Here is a 16,402-nt window from a genome sequence, read left to right on the forward strand (position 1 = left end):
GCTGCGATCTTTTGCTTTTCGGCTCCCCCAATCAAAGCGACTTCCACAACGAATCAAACTCTTGTGCTGCCCCGACCACGCCGCTCTGCGCGGCGTTTTCATTTCTGGCTACCTCCAGCGAACGGTAGGCAAACTGATTGAAGCTGTTGGTGCTCGTCATCCGATGCTCCAGCTCGGCCGGGCGTTCCTGGCCATTGGTGTTGATCAACACCTTATTCCCTTCCTGGAACGGCAAGCGCGGCGTGAGCAGGGTGGCCGGCAGGTCGATGGCACTGATGGCGGGCAGTAACAGCCCGCGCAAGTACTGGCTGTGTTCGTCTTCGGAGCGAATCAGTTGCAGGCCGCAGGGTTCGGCGTAAGGCGCAACTTGCTCGATACCCATCTGCGTGCCGCCGCCCCGTACCTGGCGGATCCAGCGCACCACGGCAACGCTCCAGCCTTGACCGGCGGCATCCTCGATACCGACCATTTCACCGGCCTGCAACTCGGCGGGCACTGCGCCGGGCCAGGCCAGGCAATAACCGCCAGGACTGTGATTGATCACCGGTAGCGCGTAGGTCGGGAAATGCTGTTGGCCGAACGCCTCGTGGCTGTCATGTTTCTGAAGGTGTGGGTATTCGATTTCTTCGTAGGGCAGCAGCGTGTCTGCCGTGCCCTGGGGGGCGGCGTCGAAGGCTTGTTTCCATTGGTCCTTGGCGCGTCCTGCCGGTTCTGCTGCCGAGAACTGCGCGGGACGGGCGCCGGGTTTTTTCAGGATGTCGTTGAACGAGCGTTTGCCGCCGAGATAATAGTGCAGGGCGCTCATGCCCACACACAGGGTCAATGTGCCGTGGCCGACGGTACGCTGGAAGCCACGCTCGGAGGCCTGCCCCCAGGCAGCATGCAGGTGTTGCAGCGTATCCAGATTCAGTCCCATCGGAACCGGCAGCGGCGATGCCTTGTCGGCCGATTGTTGCAGATGGATTTCGATGGCTGCGACCAAGGGTTGCGGGTCGATCCCCAATAAGCGCTCCTGATATTCGGCAGGGAACTTGGCGCGATAACGCGGGCCGCTGTCGAGGTCCGGGGCGACGGCAAAAAGCCCGCTGTCCGGTTTGGCCGGTTGCAATTTGATCCATTGGCTCCAGGGCTCCAGCACCTCGGCGAGCCGGGCGATCTGGTTCTGGCGCAGTTGATTGCAGCGTGAAGCACCCAGCAGGAGGGCGACGACGTAGGTCTGCTCGATGCTCAGGCTTTGCGTCTGGCTGGCCAGTTCATCGCGCACGCTCTGATGTTGCAGCTGATGTTCGCAGCCGATCCGGTACAGCTGATGCAGTTCCAGCCACAGCCCTTCGGGCGCCGGGCAATAGAGTTCAGTGGCGCGGATCAACGTACCATTCAGGCAATGGACGGCCCGTTGCAATGCCTGGGTCAGCAGCGGTGCCCGGTCCTTGCCGAAGTGCTGCGTAATTCGGATGACGATCTGCTTGTAGCCAATCGCCAAGTGGCTCTGCAGCGCCTGGCAAAGGTTGGCGATTTTGCGCGAACGCTCGTCGAGCACAATAGCCTGATGCAGGAAATGCCGCTCCAGGTGCTTGCAGACGTAATACACCTCGGGCCGCAGCAGTTCGAGCAATTGCAGGCGATTGTCGCTGGGTGTGAGCAGTTGGTTGAGTTCGCTCAAGCCTTGATACAACTGGCGAGCGGTTTCACCGATGTTGGCTTTGGGCAGGTTGGCGATCCAGCGCTTGAGGTCGCGTGGCGTGGCTTCGCAGAAAGACAGGCGCGACAGCGTTGGGATCGGTGCGCGTAGCAGCGGGGCAGGATTGGTCTCATTCATGCCGTGGACAAACTCCGACCGGGGAAATGGGCAACGAATGACTTTGACTGTAGCAGCTATGAACGCTGGAGGAGGGTGTGCAGCGGGAGGAAATGTCCGACCCCACGAAAGGCGTTCGTGGGGTCGGATCGAGGGATCAGGCGGTTGGCAGACCGATGCCCTGGCCCATTTGCACTGGCGAAAGAGCGCCCAGCCCTTCAGCCCATTTCACTTGATCCGGCCCGAACAGCACGACCGCCGTAGAACCGAGTTTGAAACGACCCAGTTCCGCGCCTTTTTCCAAGTGAATCGGTGCACGGGCCGCTTCGTCGTAGCGGAAGGTTTTCAGCTCGCGTTTTGGCGGTGTGACCAAGCCAGCCCAGACGGTTTCGATCGACGCCACAATCATTGCGCCCACCAGTACCACGGCCATCGGGCCGCGCTCGGTGTCGAAAATGCACGCTACACGCTCGTTGCGGGCGAACAGTTCCGGAACGTTTTCAGCGGTGGTCTGGTTGACCGAGAAGATGCGGCCGGGGATGTAGACCATCTCGCGCAGAGTGCCGGCCAGCGGCATGTGCACACGGTGGTAGTCTTTCGGCGACAGGTAAATGGTGGCGAAATCGCCGCCCATGAAGGGCGCCGCGTTGGCTGCGTCGCCACCCAGCAATTCCAGCACGCTGAAGCTGTGGCCCTTGGCCTGGAAAACGCGGCCGTGTTCGATCGGTCCGAGCTGGCTGACGGCGCCGTCGGCCGGGCTGAGGATCGCGCCAGGCGTTTGATCCAGCGGGCGAGCACCGTCTTTCAAGGCGCGGGTGAAGAACGCATTGAAGTGCTCGTAAGCCGTCAGGTCTTCGACCAGCGCCTGGGACATGTCCACTTGATAACGCTTGGCGAACCAGGCGGTAAAGGCGTTCTTGAACCAGCGCACGCGGCATTCGGCAATGCAGCCGGCCAGTCGCGAGAGCAAGTGATGGGGCAGCAGGTATTGGCTGAGGATAAACAAACGCTTATTCATTAACTGTCCTTGAAAAACTTAAATCTCTACGGGCGTGTCGGGGTGGTTGCCCCATTCGCCCCAGGAGCCGGCGTAGCCTTTGACCCGCGGATAACCGAGCGCCTTGGCCACCAGATAGGTGAAGCCAGAACGATGGTGTGTCTGGCAGTGGGTAATGACTTCTTTGTCTTTGGTAATGCCGAGTTGTTCCAGGATTTTCGGCATGTCGGTGCGGATACGCAGGTTGCGCGCCTGGTCCATGCCGGCGGTCCATTCGAAATTGACCGCGCCGGGGATGTGCCCGCCCTTGGCCGCCAGCACTTTCTCGCCGGAGTATTCCAGCGGGCCACGTGCGTCCCAGATCGCCAGGTCAGCGGCGCCGAGGCGGCTTTGCAGGTATTCGCGGGTGGCGACAGGTTCGTCGTGCAGGGTCAGGGCGACCGGACCGCCGACTGCCGGCGGGATCTGGATTGACATGGGCAAGCCTTCTGCCAGCCAGGCCGGAAGGCCGCCGTCGATATAGTGATACTTGCTGTGGCCGATGACATCCAGCAGCCAGATAAAGCGCCCGGCCCAGCCGCCGCCTTCATCGTCATAGACGACATAGACCGCATCGGGGTTGTGCCCCAGTTCACCGAACAATGCTTCAAGCGCGGCGTGGGTCGGCAGCAGGCCCGGCGCAGGCGCCTGGCCCAGCTGAGTGCGTTTTGGATCGACAAAGCGTGCACCGGGGATATGCCCTTCGGCATAGCGGGCGCTGCTGGTCAGGTCCACCAGAATCAGTTCGCGGGAGTCGAGACGCGGGAGCAGGTCGCTCGGTTCGATCACCAGCGCCAAGCCAGAGAAGTCAGACATGTGAGGTCTCCAGAGCACAAAGGGGAGGATTGTAGCGCAGCGTCATGAGGGCCTGTTATCAGTTATTTTTTGGCAGGGAATAACTGTAAACAGGCCCTGATGGTTAATGCCTCGCCGTAGCAGCTGTCGAGCTTGCGAGGCTGCGTTCGGCTGCGAAGCAGTCGTGAATCCGGCTGACGCGGTTTGCCTGATGTACCGCAAGTTATGGTTTGACGACTGCTGCGCAGCCGAACGCAGCCTTCGGCAGCTGCTACACGGCCCTAGCGGTGGCTAAAGCTGTGCAGGGCCTTTTCGATGCATTGTGCGGTTTTGCCGAAGGCTTGCACGGTGATTTCCGAGAACGGTCCGCCGCCCTGATCCGCTACCACGATCATGATCACCCGGCCGTTGTTGACCAGTGAGCGCAGCAGCAGGTGTTCGCCGCTGAACTGTGAGCGCAGGCTGGCTGGCAGCAGGGCCGAGAATTGTGCGTTGTTGGCCGGCGTCAGGCGCACCTGGGCCTGTTGCGCGAGCAGGCGTTGCAGCACGGTGCTCTGGCTGACCACCAGGTTCAGGCCGGCCACTTCCTTGGGTAGCCCGGCGGTCTGGTGCACGCGCAAATTGGCGTGCGTGCGGTCGGCCATCAGAATCATCACCCGCCGCATGCCACACGCCACCAAGGCATCCAGGGCCGATGTGGTCAAGTGCATGGCATTGGTAAAACGGCTCGGCTCCACCAGCAATTCGGCACATTGCTTGCGCCACTTCGCCAGGTCTTCGGCGGTCGGCGCCGGGGCGGGCAACAAACCAGCGTGAACGCGGTTCGCACCTGGTGGCCAGATCAGCGATTCGGCCGGGTGCCAGAGGTCCGGCATGGCGTGTTGACGAGCGCTGTTGGCAGCCTGCTGGTGCAATTGTTGCTGCACCTCATCCATCAGCATTTGCAGGTAAAGGCTGGTCAGGTACTGCCAGCGCTCGCAGTGGGGACTGTCCCAGGCCTGTTGTGCCGCCAGCGCCAGACCGTTGGCCAGCAGCACGGTATTGGCGGGCTGATTGAGCCAGCGGCGCAACGTCGGGTCGTCATCGAGGCGGTTCTGTTGGCGCAATGGGTGATCGCTGTCACGCGCGATGCGCAGGACTTTCACCAGTTCACGTTGCTCGCTGCGCAGCAGTCGATAACCTTGCTGCACCCAGATTGGCAGGCGCCAGACGTCCACCAGCGCCAGACAGATTTCCAGTAGGCGCAGGCCGAACAATTGCTTTTCGACTTTGCGTGCCGACTCGCCTTTATGGATGACCCGCAGCTCCCATTCTTCAAGCAACTGGGGATGGGTCAACGCCATGGGCCAGAGCGGCGAGAGAAACAGCAGGCTGCCCCAGTGGATGTCCTGCCACAGTCGCGCCAGGCGACTGGCGAAAAAACCGTTGGCCTGTTGAGTGGCGTGTTGGCTGATCAATTGAAGCTGGCGCAGGGCGACGGGGATTTGCAATTGGGGTTCGGCGGGCAGGCGGTCGAGCAGTTCTTCGGTGCGTTTCAAACCGAGGCGATTGATCGCCACCTCAAGGTTTTCAGCAGGCTCGGTCATGCTGCCATGGGTGTGACGGTTGGCTTCGCGAATCACGCTCAAGGCCAGGGCCGGGCTTTCCTGCATCAGTTCGGCGATGTCGCGCAGTGAGCTGCGGTTATCGCGGATGGCTTTGCAGACCAGGTCGTGGCTGGCTTGCGGAACCGGCAGGCGCACGCCATCGAGAAGCTTGACCCATCCTTCAAGCGTGGTTGGTTTTGGCGTTGGGACGTTCGTTTCGTTAGCCATGTCTGGACGCGATCATCGTCTGCTTTACCTATGCCCTGAACGGGTCAAATTAGCTTTTCGCCTTAACTGGCTATAGTCTGGCGCAGTTTTGCCGATAAGTAGAAGAAGAGATTTTTTAACTTCCGAATATGACCTTGAACCCGACTCAGTAAGTGCTCTCCTACCTATGGCTAAAATTATCGGCATCATCGTCGTATTCGCGAGCGTGCTCGGCGGATACGTGCTTTCCCACGGCAAGATTGCCGCTCTCATCCAGCCTTTCGAGGTGATGATTATCGGCGGCGCGGCCCTTGGCGCATTCCTGCAGGCCAACCCCGGCCACATGACAATGCACGTGCTCAAGAAGTCCTTGGGCATGTTCAGTTCGCGTTTCAACCACACCTTCTACCTGGAAGTGCTGGGGCTGATTTACGAGATCCTCAACAAGAGCCGTCGCGAAGGCATGATGGCGATCGAAGGCGACATCGAAGATGCCGCCGCGAGCCCGATCTTCGCCAAGTACCCGGCGGTGCTCAAAGACGAACGCATGACCGCGTTCATCTGCGATTACCTGCGCATCATGTCCTCCGGCAACATGGCTCCCCATGAGCTGGAAGGCCTGTTCGACATGGAACTCTACAGCCTCAAGGAAGACCTCGAGCACCCGTCCCACGCGGTGAACGGCATCGCCGACGCCATGCCCGGTTTCGGTATCGTCGCGGCGGTATTGGGGATCGTGGTGACCATGGCATCCCTGGGCGAAGGCGACCAGAAGTCCATCGGTCTGCACGTGGGGGCGGCACTGGTCGGTACCTTCTTCGGTATTCTCGCGGCCTACGGTTTCTTTGGCCCGCTGGCCCACTCCCTGGCTCACGATGCCAAGGAAGAACTGAACACCTACGAAGCCATCAAGGCCTCGCTGGTGGCTTCGGCTTCCGGGATGCCGCCGTCGCTGGCGGTGGAGTTCGGTCGCAAGGTTCTGTACCCGGCGCACCGTCCTAGCTTCGCTGAGCTGGAACAAGCGGTTCGCGGTCGTTAAGTCATGGAAAATAACCAGCCGATAATCATCAAGCGCGTCAAGCGCATCGCCGGCGGACATCACGGGGGCGCCTGGAAAATCGCCTTCGCGGACTTCGCGACGGCGATGATGGCGTTCTTCCTGGTGTTGTGGCTGCTGTCCACCGCGACGCCTGAACAGAAGATCGCCATCGCCGGTTACTTCAAGGACCCGGTCGGGTTTTCCGAAAGCGGTACGCCGTACATCATCGACCTGGGCGGCACGCCGACCCTGGCGCCGGAGAACACTCTCAACCCGGAGGTGAAATCTCAGCCGCAGCCAGACAAGGTGACCATCGACGCCGAGCAGGTTGAAGGCATGGCCGAGCAGGTCGAGAAGGAACGCCTGGAGTTGTTGCTGCAAGAGTTGCAGAACAAGGTCAATGAAAACCCGCAATTGCAGAAATTCAAGGACCAGATCCTCTTCGAGATCACCCAGGACGGTTTGCGCATCCAGATCATGGACGCTGAAAACCGCCCGATGTTCGACTCCGGCAGTGCGCGTCTGAAGCCGTACTTTGAAGACATCCTGCTGGCCATGGCCGACACCATCAAAGCGGTGCCGAACAAGATCAGCATCAGCGGCCACACCGATGCCAAGCCGTACTCGGGCACCGGCGATTTCGGCAACTGGGAACTCTCGGCCAACCGCGCCAACGCGGCTCGTCGTGCATTGGTCGCCGGCAGCTATCCGGACGCTCAGGTGGCGCGCGTCGTGGGTTATGCCTCGTCGGCACTGTTCGACCGGGAGAACCCGTTCAACCCGGTCAACCGCCGGATCGACATCGTGGTGCTGACCAAAAAAGCCCAGCGCGCCATCGAAGGCGAACAAGGTGCCGAGCCGGCGCCAGTGCCGACGCAAGGGCAGGGTGGGCCAGGCGAAGTGCATGCCGATCCGAACGCATTGCCTGCGGATAAGGAACCGCTGCCGGCTCATGAGCTTCGCGAGCGTTTGAATCTGTTTGATAATCCGGCGCCGAAGCCGGCAGCGCCAGCCAAGTAGTGACCCACAAAAAAGCCGCGAATGATCGCGGCTTTTTTGTCTCTGCTGCTTCGTCCTGAATAAGGTTTACACCTTCTGGCTTCTTATCAGGAAGTCGTTATGGACAATCACTCCTTGCCACAGCTTCAACGGCAAAACCGCTGGATTGGATACCGCTAATCATTTTCGTGGCGTCACGAAAATGATCGGCAAAGGCGGGTAGCGACTGTCGATCTGGAACTCGAATAAGACAGCAACGAACGGAAGGTGGATTGATTGATTCACCGCGCGATGGGCTGACGGTGCCAGCGGTAAAAATCAAGGAATGAGGCTTGTTCGGAGAATGATGTAGGACAGTTCCGAGGCGTATTGGCCGGGTTTACTTCCCCAGATTGCTCACCTACAGTTCGCTCGTCGCTGACGAATCAGCGATCGATCTTAGCCGGTCGAAACAAAGATGAAACCTCACCCAAGTGACCGGAGTTAGACCTAATGGCTAAGTATCACCCCCTGCAAGGCAATTTCAGCGTCGGCCCGACTCTGTATATCGACACCGAAGCCAAAGTCTCGGATCTCCTCGAAACCGCCACTCACCGAATCAAAGCTGCGCGCAATCTGCTCAATAGCGTCACCTACCTGTGCATCAAAAACGTCGAAGGTCACGATCTGGAGCATTTCGCCAATGCTGCACACCTGTTGATTCAGGACGGCTGTGACGCCTTGGATGCTTTGGGCTGGAAGCTGGAAAAAGCCGCACGTTGAAAACCTCAAAGCCGCGATCGTCGCGCATCTGGTCGCGGTAGGGTTGTAGATAACTCTATCCCTACCGCGACTGTCACTCGCTCCTCGGCCATTATTTTTATCTCGCTTCGCAGAGACTCTGCATCAGAAGTCACGGGGGATATCAGGAATTTTGCACGCTATCAGAGCCTCTGATATCGTGATGAAATCGTGATACGGAAGAATGACCATGGTTGATTTTACCAGCTACGACCACGACCTCCATGAGAGGCGCGACCTGATCGAGCTCAAGGTCTATGTAGAGAGCGTGCTAGGCCTAAAGCTACGCTTAAAACCGTGGGAACACGTCAAAATCCTTCCGTATGTGCTGCGTGACCGATACGAATTTTTCGTCACGGAAATCTTGGGTGCCAAGTGCCTTATCCTCAAGGAGCGTCTACAACGGGAATCTAGCGTTGCGGATGTAGCCAAGCATATGCAGGCAATCAGCAAGCTGCTGGCGAAGAAGTCGCCCGAAACAAGTGACCTCATGGTTTTCGTCACAGACGCGCTCCCGAGCTATGACAGAAAACGGCTGGTCGAGAAAGGCGTCCAATTCATCGTGCCGGGAAACCAGCTTTATCTTCCCGCGTTTGGAATGGATTTGCGTGAGTACTACAGGCAGCGCCTGGAAAAACCTCAGGTTCTGAGCCCCGCCACTCAATCCATGCTTATTCAATTCTTGATCAAAGGATGGCAGCCCCGGTTACTGACCACTCGCTCTACTTTCGAGAAGTCCTTTACCTACGCAAAAATGACCGTTACCAGAGCCATCAAAGAGCTGACCGATCTGGACATCGTTCAGCCTGGAAAGGAAATGGGTGAAGCCGCGATCTTTTTTCACTTGTCTCCTAAAGAGACTTGGGAAATGGCGAAAGACTACATGCGTACGCCGGTCAAAAAAACGCTTTGGTTAAATGCAATTCCTGAGGCGTTTGACACCCCAATGCTGCTGGCGGGGGAGGCGGCCCTGGCAGAGATGAGCCTTCTCGTCAGTCCAAAAGTACCTGGCTTTGCAATGACGACTGCGCAGTTCGATCACATTCGAGAGCTTGCTCAGTCTGATCACCTCCAAAAAGTGAATACGGCATATGGGGTAGAGATCGGCTTTTGGGGCTCGACTTCAAAGACGGCCAAATCTAAACGCGAGACCACGTTTCCCTATTTTGAGGTGCCGCAAAACCATGCAGCGTGCTGCATCCAGTTTTGGAACTATGAGCCACTGCACAGCAACATAGCTATTGGAGCTGTCGACCCATTTTCTCTCTATCTAAGTCTCAAGGATGACCATGATGACCGGGTGCAAATGTGTTTGGATGAAATGATGGAGAACGTGAAATGGTAGTGGGTATCGACCGGTTTAGAGAGTATTTCAAAGACTATCAGGGCAGCTACGTTCTGATAGGCGGGGTAGCAGCCTCGATAACCATGGAGGATCTGGGTGAGCGATTTCGACCCACCAAGGATCTGGATGTCGTACTGGTCGTTGAGGCTCTCAATCGTGAGTTCGTAGGTCAGTTCTGGAAGTTCATCAAGGACGGCGGATATGCCATTCGCCAAAATGGAGACAGAGAAGGCGACTCCCCTGTTTTCTATCGCTTCCAGAATCCTGAGGACAAATCCTTTCCAGTTCAGATCGAGCTTTTTTCTCGTCTCCCAGATGGCTTGGAACACGAAGAAGCGGCCCGAATGACCAGAATCCCCGTAGAAGAGCAAGCCGCAAGTCTTTCTGCGATCATCCTCGATGATGAGTATTACAACTTTCTCCTGGCCGGCGTCGATCACACCCAGGAAATCAGTCACATTGGGGCCGACAGGCTCGTTCCGCTCAAAGCCCATGCCTGGCTTAACAAGAAGGCGCAGATCGAGAACGGCGTGCAAGTGGACAGTCGCGATATCAAGAAGCACTTCAGAGATGTGATCTTGCTTTCTGTCGGTCTTACGGAAGGAATGACCGAACTCCCTGAACGAATGGCTCTCGATTTGACGTCATTTCTCAGCCAAGTGCCCGCTGAACTTGCGTCAAACCCCCAAGGTTACAAAGGGGTGGATGGCGACCGCTTGATCAAGACCATTCAAGAAGCCTTCAGCCTCAATTAATTCATTTTTTTCGCACGGTATCACTAGCGCTGATAGCGTGCATAAATCCTGTTTTAGCCATGCGTACCTTTGTGGCGAGCGAGCTTGCTCGCGCTGGGCTGCGTAGCGGCCCCAAAATCTGACAATCATTGCCGATTTTTGTGAGTGCTACGCACTCAAGCGGGAGCAAGCTCCCTCGCCACAGGTTCTCTGGCTCAAGACTTTCTCAAGTGATCATCGCGGCTTTTTTGCACCTGTCAGTAACCCCGTCGGATGCGGTTTTTGAGCTGGTCGTGGAACACCTCGGCATTGCGTCTGTAGGTGCCGTAAAGGGATTCGCTGATCGAATCCAGCGTCATGGAGCGCTTGGTCGCCACTTCTTCACGGTAGGCATCAATGAAAAAATCCAGATCCTTGTCAGTGCTGAGCTTTGGCCATTTATCGAGGTACAGCGGCAGTTCCGCCGGTTCGGTCTTGAATGAGCAGATCCGCCGGTTGCTGATGGTCGCTTCGCCGATTTCGAACGGTACCCACCACGAGAGCGCAGTCTTGTCAGAGACCACCGCCATCAGATGCGTGCATGCGGTGATGTTGCGGGTGATGACCCCGGTGATGTCGTCGGTGGTCTGTGATTCCGGATCCAGCACGTCGAAGTAGGTCTTGATGTTGGCCTGTATCAGACGGCTGTTGATGGCGATCGCGTGGGGGCGATCCACGTGACGGTAGCTGATGAATACGGGCATCAGAAATGTCCTTTGAGGGCGAGTTCGCGGTAATAGGCGCCGAGTGCCGTGAGGCAGCAACCGGTGGAGTTGATGGCCGCGTAGTACATGTGTTCGGCGTCCACCGGTTCGATCAGGCTGTGGCGGTTGCACTTTTGCAGTTGCTTGAAGACGTCGCCGTGCTCCGGATCGAACGTCGTTTCCGTGGGCTCGTAGCTGGGATCGAGGGGGAACACGGACTCTGCTTCGGCGAACCAGTCGGGCAGTTTGCGCAGGATCTCCTTGGGGATCAGTGGCGACACTTCGCGCAGGGAAATGAACTGCGACACGTTGGTCTTGAACACCGGACGCTGCTCCCAGGCGTCGAGGGCGTTGTCGACAAACGAATAGAGGCTGCCGGGGGTGATCTTGCCGAGAATGTTCGCCGCGCCGCCGTGCAGGGCCTGGAGCAATAACCCGGTGAACACGCCGTGTTGCGCACCCTCCATGGCCGGCTCTTCCTTTTTGCAGGCGGTAAGAATCGTCATGCCTTCGCCGACCATGCTGCTTTCGCTGCGCAACGCGCGCACCTGGCCAGCCGAGCCGCTCTGGCAACAGTCGAGAATGATCACTTTGTTTTTGATCTTGGTGGCTTTGGTCGCCCAGTTGAGGATGTCGCTGATGCGAATTCCGTCCTTGGCGTTTTTGTAGTCCTGCGGGATCAGCATGCCTTCGTCGGTATCGGCGTCAAAGCCACCATGCCCGGCGAAGTACAACAGCGCGACATTGCAGTCACCGGAAAACAGCTCGCGGATCTGGTCTTCGAGTTTTTCCCGGCTCAGGTAATCCTCGGCGGAGGTCAGCACGATGTTCTTGAAGTTCGGATCGCCGTTGGCGTCGGTTTTCAGCACGGAAGCCATGGCGATGGCGTCATTGCTGCAGCCGCTCAAGCGCGAAACATGGGTGTAGTCGTTGATACCGATAAACAGTCCCTTGCGCATGATCACACCGCCGTATGCAGGCGAATCGCATTGACGATGCTCTTGGTGTTCCACGCGCATTCGGCGTGTGCGGCTTCGCGCACTACGTTGGAAATCCGCTCGGCGCCGAACGGTTTGATCGCGATGATCACTTTGCCCATGCGTTTGGCGATCTCGATTTCCTTGTTGATCCACTTGCTGTAGGTCGAATACATCCCGGCCATGATCAGCACTGCCGAGCAGGGGCGAATCTTGTTCTCGATGGCTTCTTCGAGCTGTTTGTCGGTGCGGGCACCCATGATCGGGTTGTGCGGTGGCACCGAGAAATTCTTGAAGCTGAAGTCCGGCTGTGCGCCCAGCAGGCGGACCAGATTGTCGTGGGCGTCTGAATAGTTCCACGAGTGGCTGATGAACAAATGATAGGTTTGCATGGCTGTCCCTCGGTATCGCTAATGTGCGAAGAGGGCTTGAATGTATGCAGTTGAATGGCTGGAACAAGGCCTTCACGGTTAAAGAGAAGTGCCCTTCAAACAGGTGTGCGGACGCCCTACAGAAATATCTGATGTTTAAGTCGACGGGTAGTTTTGTAGGTTGTTTTGTAGGTAGTTACGAGCGGCCAGCCGTCCGATTAATGTCGGGGCGGCTGGCGCGTCGGTTTAATAGCTGTTTTCAGGCAAGCTGGCGATGATCGAGCGGTAGCTGTTCATCCGCTGCTGCTGCACGCGGCCGTCTTCCAGGGCCCTGAGCAAGGCGCAGCCCGGCTCGCGGTCGTGTTTGCAGTCGCGGAAGCGGCAGGTGCCGAGCAGGTCGTTGAACTCGATGAAGCCGGCTTCGACGTCGGCACGGCTGACGTGGCCCAGGCCGAATTCCCGAATGCCCGGGGAGTCGATCAACTCACCGCCACCGGGGAAGTGGAACAACCGCGCGGTGGTGGTGGTGTGAGTACCCTGGCCCGACAGCTCGGACAGCGGGCCGACGCGGGTTTCGACTTCCGGCAGCAAGCTGTTGACCAGCGACGACTTGCCGACGCCGGACTGGCCGACGAACACGCTGATGCGCCCATCCAACAGTTTTTGAAGTTGCTCCATGCCGTTGCCGTGGTGCGCCGACACTTCCAGCACCGGGTAACCCAGCGTGCGGTAAACCGCCAGCAAGGCATTCAGCGCCGGGGCGTTCTGCTCGTCGATCAGGTCGAATTTGTTCAGCAGCAGCAACGGCCGGATACCCGCGTGTTCGGCGGCGACCAGATAACGGTCGATCAGGTTGGCGTGAGGCTCGGGCAGCGGGGCGAAGACGATGACGATCATGTCGACGTTGGCCGCCACCGGCTTGAGTTGGCCACGGCTGTCCGGGCGGCAGAGTTCGGTTTTGCGCGGCAGTTGCGCCACGATCACACCGATGCCCTGGTTGCCGGCACGCCACACGACCTGATCGCCGGTCACCAGCGCCGGCAGGTTGGCGCGCAAGTGGCAGCGGAATACCTGGCCGGCCAATTCGCCATCGAGGGCCTCGACTTCGACCTGTACACCGAAGTGCGCGATCACCAGGCCCGTCTGTTCCGGACCCAGGTCGCCACCTTCGAGTGCCTCGACAGCCGAGGACTCGCGTTTGGCGGCGCGGGCAGCGCGCTCGCCCTGAATCTTTTCGATGCGCCAGTTTTGACGACGATTGAGTTGGCGTTTGGCCATGGGTGTTCCGTATCGAGAATGCAGCGATTAGGTAAAACGGCCGCGAGTTTAGCACGCCCGGCCACCGGCCTAGGCTAAACTGCGCACCATTGCCTAGGAGCCGACACAATGCAAAACCCGCAGAATCTGATCTGGATCGACCTGGAAATGACCGGTCTGAACCCTGATACCGACGTCATCATCGAGATGGCCACTATCGTTACCGACAGTGATTTGAACACTTTGGCCGAAGGCCCGGTGATCGCCATCCATCACAGCGACGAGATCCTCGCCGGCATGGACGAGTGGAATACCCGTCAGCACGGCGGCTCCGGGCTGACCCAACGGGTTCGCGACAGCCGCATCAGCATGGCCGAAGCGGAAGCCGAGACCATCGCCTTCCTGGAGAAATGGGTGCCGAAGGGCAAGTCGCCGATCTGTGGCAACAGCATCTGCCAGGACCGTCGCTTCCTTTATACCCATATGAAGTCGCTGGAAAGCTACTTCCACTACCGCAACCTCGACGTGTCGACCCTCAAAGAGTTGGCCGCGCGCTGGGCACCGGACGTGCGCGACAGCTTCAAAAAAGGCAGCACTCACCTGGCCCTGGACGACATCCGCGAGTCGATCGCCGAGCTGCAGCACTACCGCAAGAATTTCATCAAGTTCTGATTGGGCGGCAACGAGGGCTTTTGTGGCGAGGGAGCTTGCTCCCGCTCGGCTGCGCAGCAGTCGTAAAGTCAGCTGGCGCGGTCTATTTGAAGAGTTGCTCTGTCAGCAAATGGGGCCGCTCTGCGGCCCAGCGGGAGCAAGCTCCCTCGCCACAGGTTCCCTTGCCCCCTTTTGGTGCCCTGACGATCTGAGTAGACTGCGCGCCTTCTCGTAAGGACCGCCACCATGTTGCTGATGCTCTACCTGATCGCCATTACTGCCGAGGCCATGACTGGCGCCCTGTCTGCGGGTCGTCGCGGCATGGACTGGTTTGGCGTGGTGCTGATTGCGTGTGTCACGGCGCTGGGCGGCGGTTCGGTGCGCGACGTGTTGCTCGGCCATTACCCGCTGACCTGGGTCAAACACCCGGAATACCTGGTGCTGACGTCGATCGCAGCAATGTTCACCGTCTTCGCGGCCCGCTGGATGCGCCACCTGCGCTCGCTGTTTCTGGTGCTCGACGCCGTGGGCCTGGTGGCGTTCACCCTGATCGGCTGCATGACCGCCCTGGAAATGGGCCACGGCATGCTGGTGGCCTCGGTCAGCGGCGTGATCACCGGGGTATTCGGTGGCATTCTGCGGGACATCTTCTGCAACGACATCCCGCTGATCTTCCGCCGCGAACTCTACGCCAGCGTCTCGTTTGCCGCGGCATGGTGCTATTTATTCTGTGTCTACCTGCAATTGCCGGGGGAGCAGGCGATCCTGATCACCCTGTTCGGCGGCTTCCTGCTGCGCTTGCTGGCGATCCGTTTCCACTGGGAAATGCCCAAGTTCGTTTATAACGACGAGGCTTGACCGATACACGGCCCCTGTAGCAGCTGCCGAAGGCTGCGTCCGGCTGCGAAGCAGTCGTAGATGTTCAGATCCGCCGCGAGTCCTGCGGCCTCGAACGCAGCCTTCGGCAGCTGCTACAGGAGGCCGTGTTGTTTCAGCGCCCATTCGACATGTTCGCGCACCAGTTCCGACGGATAGTCCCGCCGGGCCTTCAACGCTTCCAGCACCGGAATGCTCGACGGCGCATTGCCCAGGCCGACCGCCAGATTGCGCAACCAGCGCTCGTAACCGGCTCGACGCAACGGCGAACCTTCGGTGCTGCTGAGGAATTTTTCTTCGTCCCACATAAACAGTTCGGCCAGTTCGGCGTTGTCCAGGTTGTGCCGGGGTTTGAAGTCGCTTTCCCCGGAAGGCCGGGCGAAGCGGTTCCAGGGGCAGACGATCTGGCAGTCATCGCAACCGAACACCCGATTACCGATCAGCGGTCGTAAATCTTCAGGAATCGCGCTTTTCAGTTCGATGGTCAGGTACGAAATGCAGCGCCGGGCGTCCAGTACATAGGGACCGACGAAGGCGTTGGTCGGGCAAATGTCCAGGCACGCCGTGCAGCGGCCGCAGTGTTCGGTGGCGTGGGGCGGGTCCACCGGCAGCGGCAGGTCGACGAACAGTTCGCTGAGGAAGAAGTAACTGCCGGCCTTGCGATTCAAGACCAGCGTGTTTTTGCCGATCCAGCCCAGGCCAGCCTGTTCGGCGATGGCCTTTTCCAGTACCGGGGCGCTGTCGACAAAGGCGCGGTAACCGAACGGGCCGATCACTGCCTGGATTTTTTCCGCCAGTTGTTGCACGCGTTTACGAATTAATTTGTGGTAATCGCGGCCCAAGGCATAACGCGAGACGTAGGCTTTTTCCGGTTGGGCCAGCCGCTGTGCCATGTGCGTGTCGCCCGGCAGGTAGTCCATGCGCAGGGAAACCACGCGCAGGGTGCCCGGCACCAGTTCTTCCGGGTGCGAGCGTTTGCTGCCGTGGGCGCCCATGTAATCCATTTCGCCGTGGTAGCCGGCGGCGAGCCAGCGCTCCAGGTGCTGCTCATGCTCGGCCAGGTCGAGGCCGCTGATGCCGACTTGCTGAAAGCCCAGCTCGCGGCCCCAGTCCTTGATGGATTGGGCGAGGGCGGGCAGGTCTGTGGTAATAGCGGGCATGAGGCGAGAGAAACCGGAGCTGAGATGCGTATAATTCTGCCAGACATC

General features: G+C 58.9%; 16 protein-coding genes. 7 read left to right on the forward strand and 9 right to left on the reverse strand.

The genetic code is table 11. The features are described from left to right. Positions 1-31: 31 nt before the first annotated feature. From AC1RO5_RS24435 to AC1RO5_RS24450, 4 genes are all read right to left on the reverse strand, one after another. The gene (locus tag AC1RO5_RS24435) at positions 32-1,819 is read right to left on the reverse strand and encodes a cyclic-di-GMP receptor FimW-related protein (protein ID WP_493178100.1); all 1,788 of its coding nucleotides are present in this window, start codon (positions 1,817-1,819) and stop codon (positions 32-34) included. A gap of 136 nt (positions 1,820-1,955) precedes the next feature. Beyond that, complete coding sequence (asd, locus tag AC1RO5_RS24440) at positions 1,956-2,816, reverse strand: archaetidylserine decarboxylase (RefSeq protein WP_007939614.1); 861 nt, start codon at positions 2,814-2,816, stop codon at positions 1,956-1,958. Between the two features lie 18 nt (positions 2,817-2,834). Further along, complete coding sequence (rhdA, locus tag AC1RO5_RS24445) at positions 2,835-3,650, reverse strand: thiosulfate sulfurtransferase (protein ID WP_493178102.1); 816 nt, start codon at positions 3,648-3,650, stop codon at positions 2,835-2,837. Positions 3,651-3,910: 260 nt separating this feature from the next. Then, a complete protein-coding gene (locus tag AC1RO5_RS24450; RefSeq protein ID WP_493178103.1) occupies positions 3,911-5,443 on the reverse strand; it encodes an HDOD domain-containing protein in 1,533 nt (510 codons plus the stop codon). A 166-nt stretch (positions 5,444-5,609) separates the two neighbouring features. On the opposite strand from AC1RO5_RS24450, the gene motA reads away from it, so the two are divergent. The 5 genes from motA to AC1RO5_RS24475 all read left to right on the forward strand — a co-directional run bounded on the left by motA (position 5,610) and on the right by AC1RO5_RS24475 (position 10,340). Further along, positions 5,610-6,461, forward strand: a complete 852-nt coding sequence (gene motA, locus AC1RO5_RS24455) for a flagellar motor stator protein MotA (RefSeq protein ID WP_018928515.1) — start codon at positions 5,610-5,612, stop codon at positions 6,459-6,461. Positions 6,462-6,464: 3 nt separating this feature from the next. After that, on the forward strand, positions 6,465-7,481 hold the full coding sequence (gene motB / locus AC1RO5_RS24460; protein ID WP_493178104.1) for a flagellar motor protein MotB: 1,017 nt from the start codon (positions 6,465-6,467) through the stop codon (positions 7,479-7,481). Positions 7,482-7,952: 471 nt separating this feature from the next. Then, positions 7,953-8,222: a hypothetical protein gene (locus tag AC1RO5_RS24465; protein ID WP_019650703.1), complete on the forward strand. Its 270-nt coding sequence runs from the start codon at positions 7,953-7,955 to the stop codon at positions 8,220-8,222. A gap of 208 nt (positions 8,223-8,430) precedes the next feature. Continuing rightward, the gene (locus AC1RO5_RS24470) at positions 8,431-9,585 is read left to right on the forward strand and encodes a hypothetical protein (protein WP_493178105.1); all 1,155 of its coding nucleotides are present in this window, start codon (positions 8,431-8,433) and stop codon (positions 9,583-9,585) included. Beyond that, positions 9,579-10,340, forward strand: a complete 762-nt coding sequence (locus AC1RO5_RS24475) for a hypothetical protein (protein WP_493178107.1) — start codon at positions 9,579-9,581, stop codon at positions 10,338-10,340. Before AC1RO5_RS24470 ends, AC1RO5_RS24475 begins: the two co-directional genes overlap by 7 nt. Before the next feature lie 236 nt (positions 10,341-10,576). On the opposite strand, the gene AC1RO5_RS24480 is transcribed toward AC1RO5_RS24475, so the two are convergent. The 4 genes from AC1RO5_RS24480 to rsgA form a co-directional block, all read right to left on the reverse strand. Further along, a complete protein-coding gene (locus AC1RO5_RS24480) occupies positions 10,577-11,062 on the reverse strand; it encodes a toll/interleukin-1 receptor domain-containing protein (protein WP_258672184.1) in 486 nt (161 codons plus the stop codon). Continuing rightward, on the reverse strand, positions 11,062-12,021 hold the full coding sequence (locus tag AC1RO5_RS24485; protein WP_258672187.1) for a caspase family protein: 960 nt from the start codon (positions 12,019-12,021) through the stop codon (positions 11,062-11,064). Before AC1RO5_RS24485 ends, AC1RO5_RS24480 begins: the two co-directional genes overlap by 1 nt. Positions 12,022-12,023: 2 nt before the next feature. Continuing rightward, positions 12,024-12,431, reverse strand: coding sequence for a TIR domain-containing protein (locus tag AC1RO5_RS24490; protein ID WP_258672190.1), 408 nt, complete (start codon positions 12,429-12,431; stop codon positions 12,024-12,026). Positions 12,432-12,656: 225 nt separating this feature from the next. After that, on the reverse strand, positions 12,657-13,688 hold the full coding sequence (gene rsgA, locus AC1RO5_RS24495) for a small ribosomal subunit biogenesis GTPase RsgA (RefSeq protein ID WP_493178109.1): 1,032 nt from the start codon (positions 13,686-13,688) through the stop codon (positions 12,657-12,659). A 108-nt stretch (positions 13,689-13,796) separates the two neighbouring features. Here rsgA and orn point away from each other — a divergent pair, with 108 nt between their 5' ends. Together orn and AC1RO5_RS24505 are read left to right on the forward strand one after the other, a co-directional pair. Beyond that, positions 13,797-14,339: an oligoribonuclease gene (gene orn / locus AC1RO5_RS24500; RefSeq protein WP_007939601.1), complete on the forward strand. Its 543-nt coding sequence runs from the start codon at positions 13,797-13,799 to the stop codon at positions 14,337-14,339. A 225-nt stretch (positions 14,340-14,564) separates the two neighbouring features. Continuing rightward, on the forward strand, positions 14,565-15,176 hold the full coding sequence (locus AC1RO5_RS24505; RefSeq protein ID WP_007939599.1) for a trimeric intracellular cation channel family protein: 612 nt from the start codon (positions 14,565-14,567) through the stop codon (positions 15,174-15,176). Between the two features lie 113 nt (positions 15,177-15,289). Here AC1RO5_RS24505 and queG read toward each other — a convergent pair whose 3' ends face one another. After that, positions 15,290-16,354: a tRNA epoxyqueuosine(34) reductase QueG gene (gene queG, locus AC1RO5_RS24510; RefSeq protein WP_007939597.1), complete on the reverse strand. Its 1,065-nt coding sequence runs from the start codon at positions 16,352-16,354 to the stop codon at positions 15,290-15,292. Positions 16,355-16,402 lie beyond the last annotated feature (48 nt).

It is taken from the genome of Pseudomonas sp. GW822-FHT02G04 (assembly GCF_058802085.1).

Bases quoted from the DNA above. Each gene is read 5' to 3' on its own strand.
- AC1RO5_RS24435 (WP_493178100.1), bottom strand. From the start codon at position 1,819: ATGAATGAGACCAATCCTGCCCCGCTGCTACGCGCACCGATCCCAACG.
- asd (WP_007939614.1), bottom strand. From the start codon at position 2,816: ATGAATAAGCGTTTGTTTATCCTCAGCCAATACCTGCTGCCCCATCAC.
- rhdA (WP_493178102.1), bottom strand. From the start codon at position 3,650: ATGTCTGACTTCTCTGGCTTGGCGCTGGTGATCGAACCGAGCGACCTG.
- AC1RO5_RS24450 (WP_493178103.1), bottom strand. From the start codon at position 5,443: ATGGCTAACGAAACGAACGTCCCAACGCCAAAACCAACCACGCTTGAA.
- motA (WP_018928515.1), top strand. From the start codon at position 5,610: ATGGCTAAAATTATCGGCATCATCGTCGTATTCGCGAGCGTGCTCGGC.
- motB (WP_493178104.1), top strand. From the start codon at position 6,465: ATGGAAAATAACCAGCCGATAATCATCAAGCGCGTCAAGCGCATCGCC.
- AC1RO5_RS24465 (WP_019650703.1), top strand. From the start codon at position 7,953: ATGGCTAAGTATCACCCCCTGCAAGGCAATTTCAGCGTCGGCCCGACT.
- AC1RO5_RS24470 (WP_493178105.1), top strand. From the start codon at position 8,431: ATGGTTGATTTTACCAGCTACGACCACGACCTCCATGAGAGGCGCGAC.
- AC1RO5_RS24475 (WP_493178107.1), top strand. From the start codon at position 9,579: ATGGTAGTGGGTATCGACCGGTTTAGAGAGTATTTCAAAGACTATCAG.
- AC1RO5_RS24480 (WP_258672184.1), bottom strand. From the start codon at position 11,062: ATGCCCGTATTCATCAGCTACCGTCACGTGGATCGCCCCCACGCGATC.
- AC1RO5_RS24485 (WP_258672187.1), bottom strand. From the start codon at position 12,021: ATGCGCAAGGGACTGTTTATCGGTATCAACGACTACACCCATGTTTCG.
- AC1RO5_RS24490 (WP_258672190.1), bottom strand. From the start codon at position 12,431: ATGCAAACCTATCATTTGTTCATCAGCCACTCGTGGAACTATTCAGAC.
- rsgA (WP_493178109.1), bottom strand. From the start codon at position 13,688: ATGGCCAAACGCCAACTCAATCGTCGTCAAAACTGGCGCATCGAAAAG.
- orn (WP_007939601.1), top strand. From the start codon at position 13,797: ATGCAAAACCCGCAGAATCTGATCTGGATCGACCTGGAAATGACCGGT.
- AC1RO5_RS24505 (WP_007939599.1), top strand. From the start codon at position 14,565: ATGTTGCTGATGCTCTACCTGATCGCCATTACTGCCGAGGCCATGACT.
- queG (WP_007939597.1), bottom strand. From the start codon at position 16,354: ATGCCCGCTATTACCACAGACCTGCCCGCCCTCGCCCAATCCATCAAG.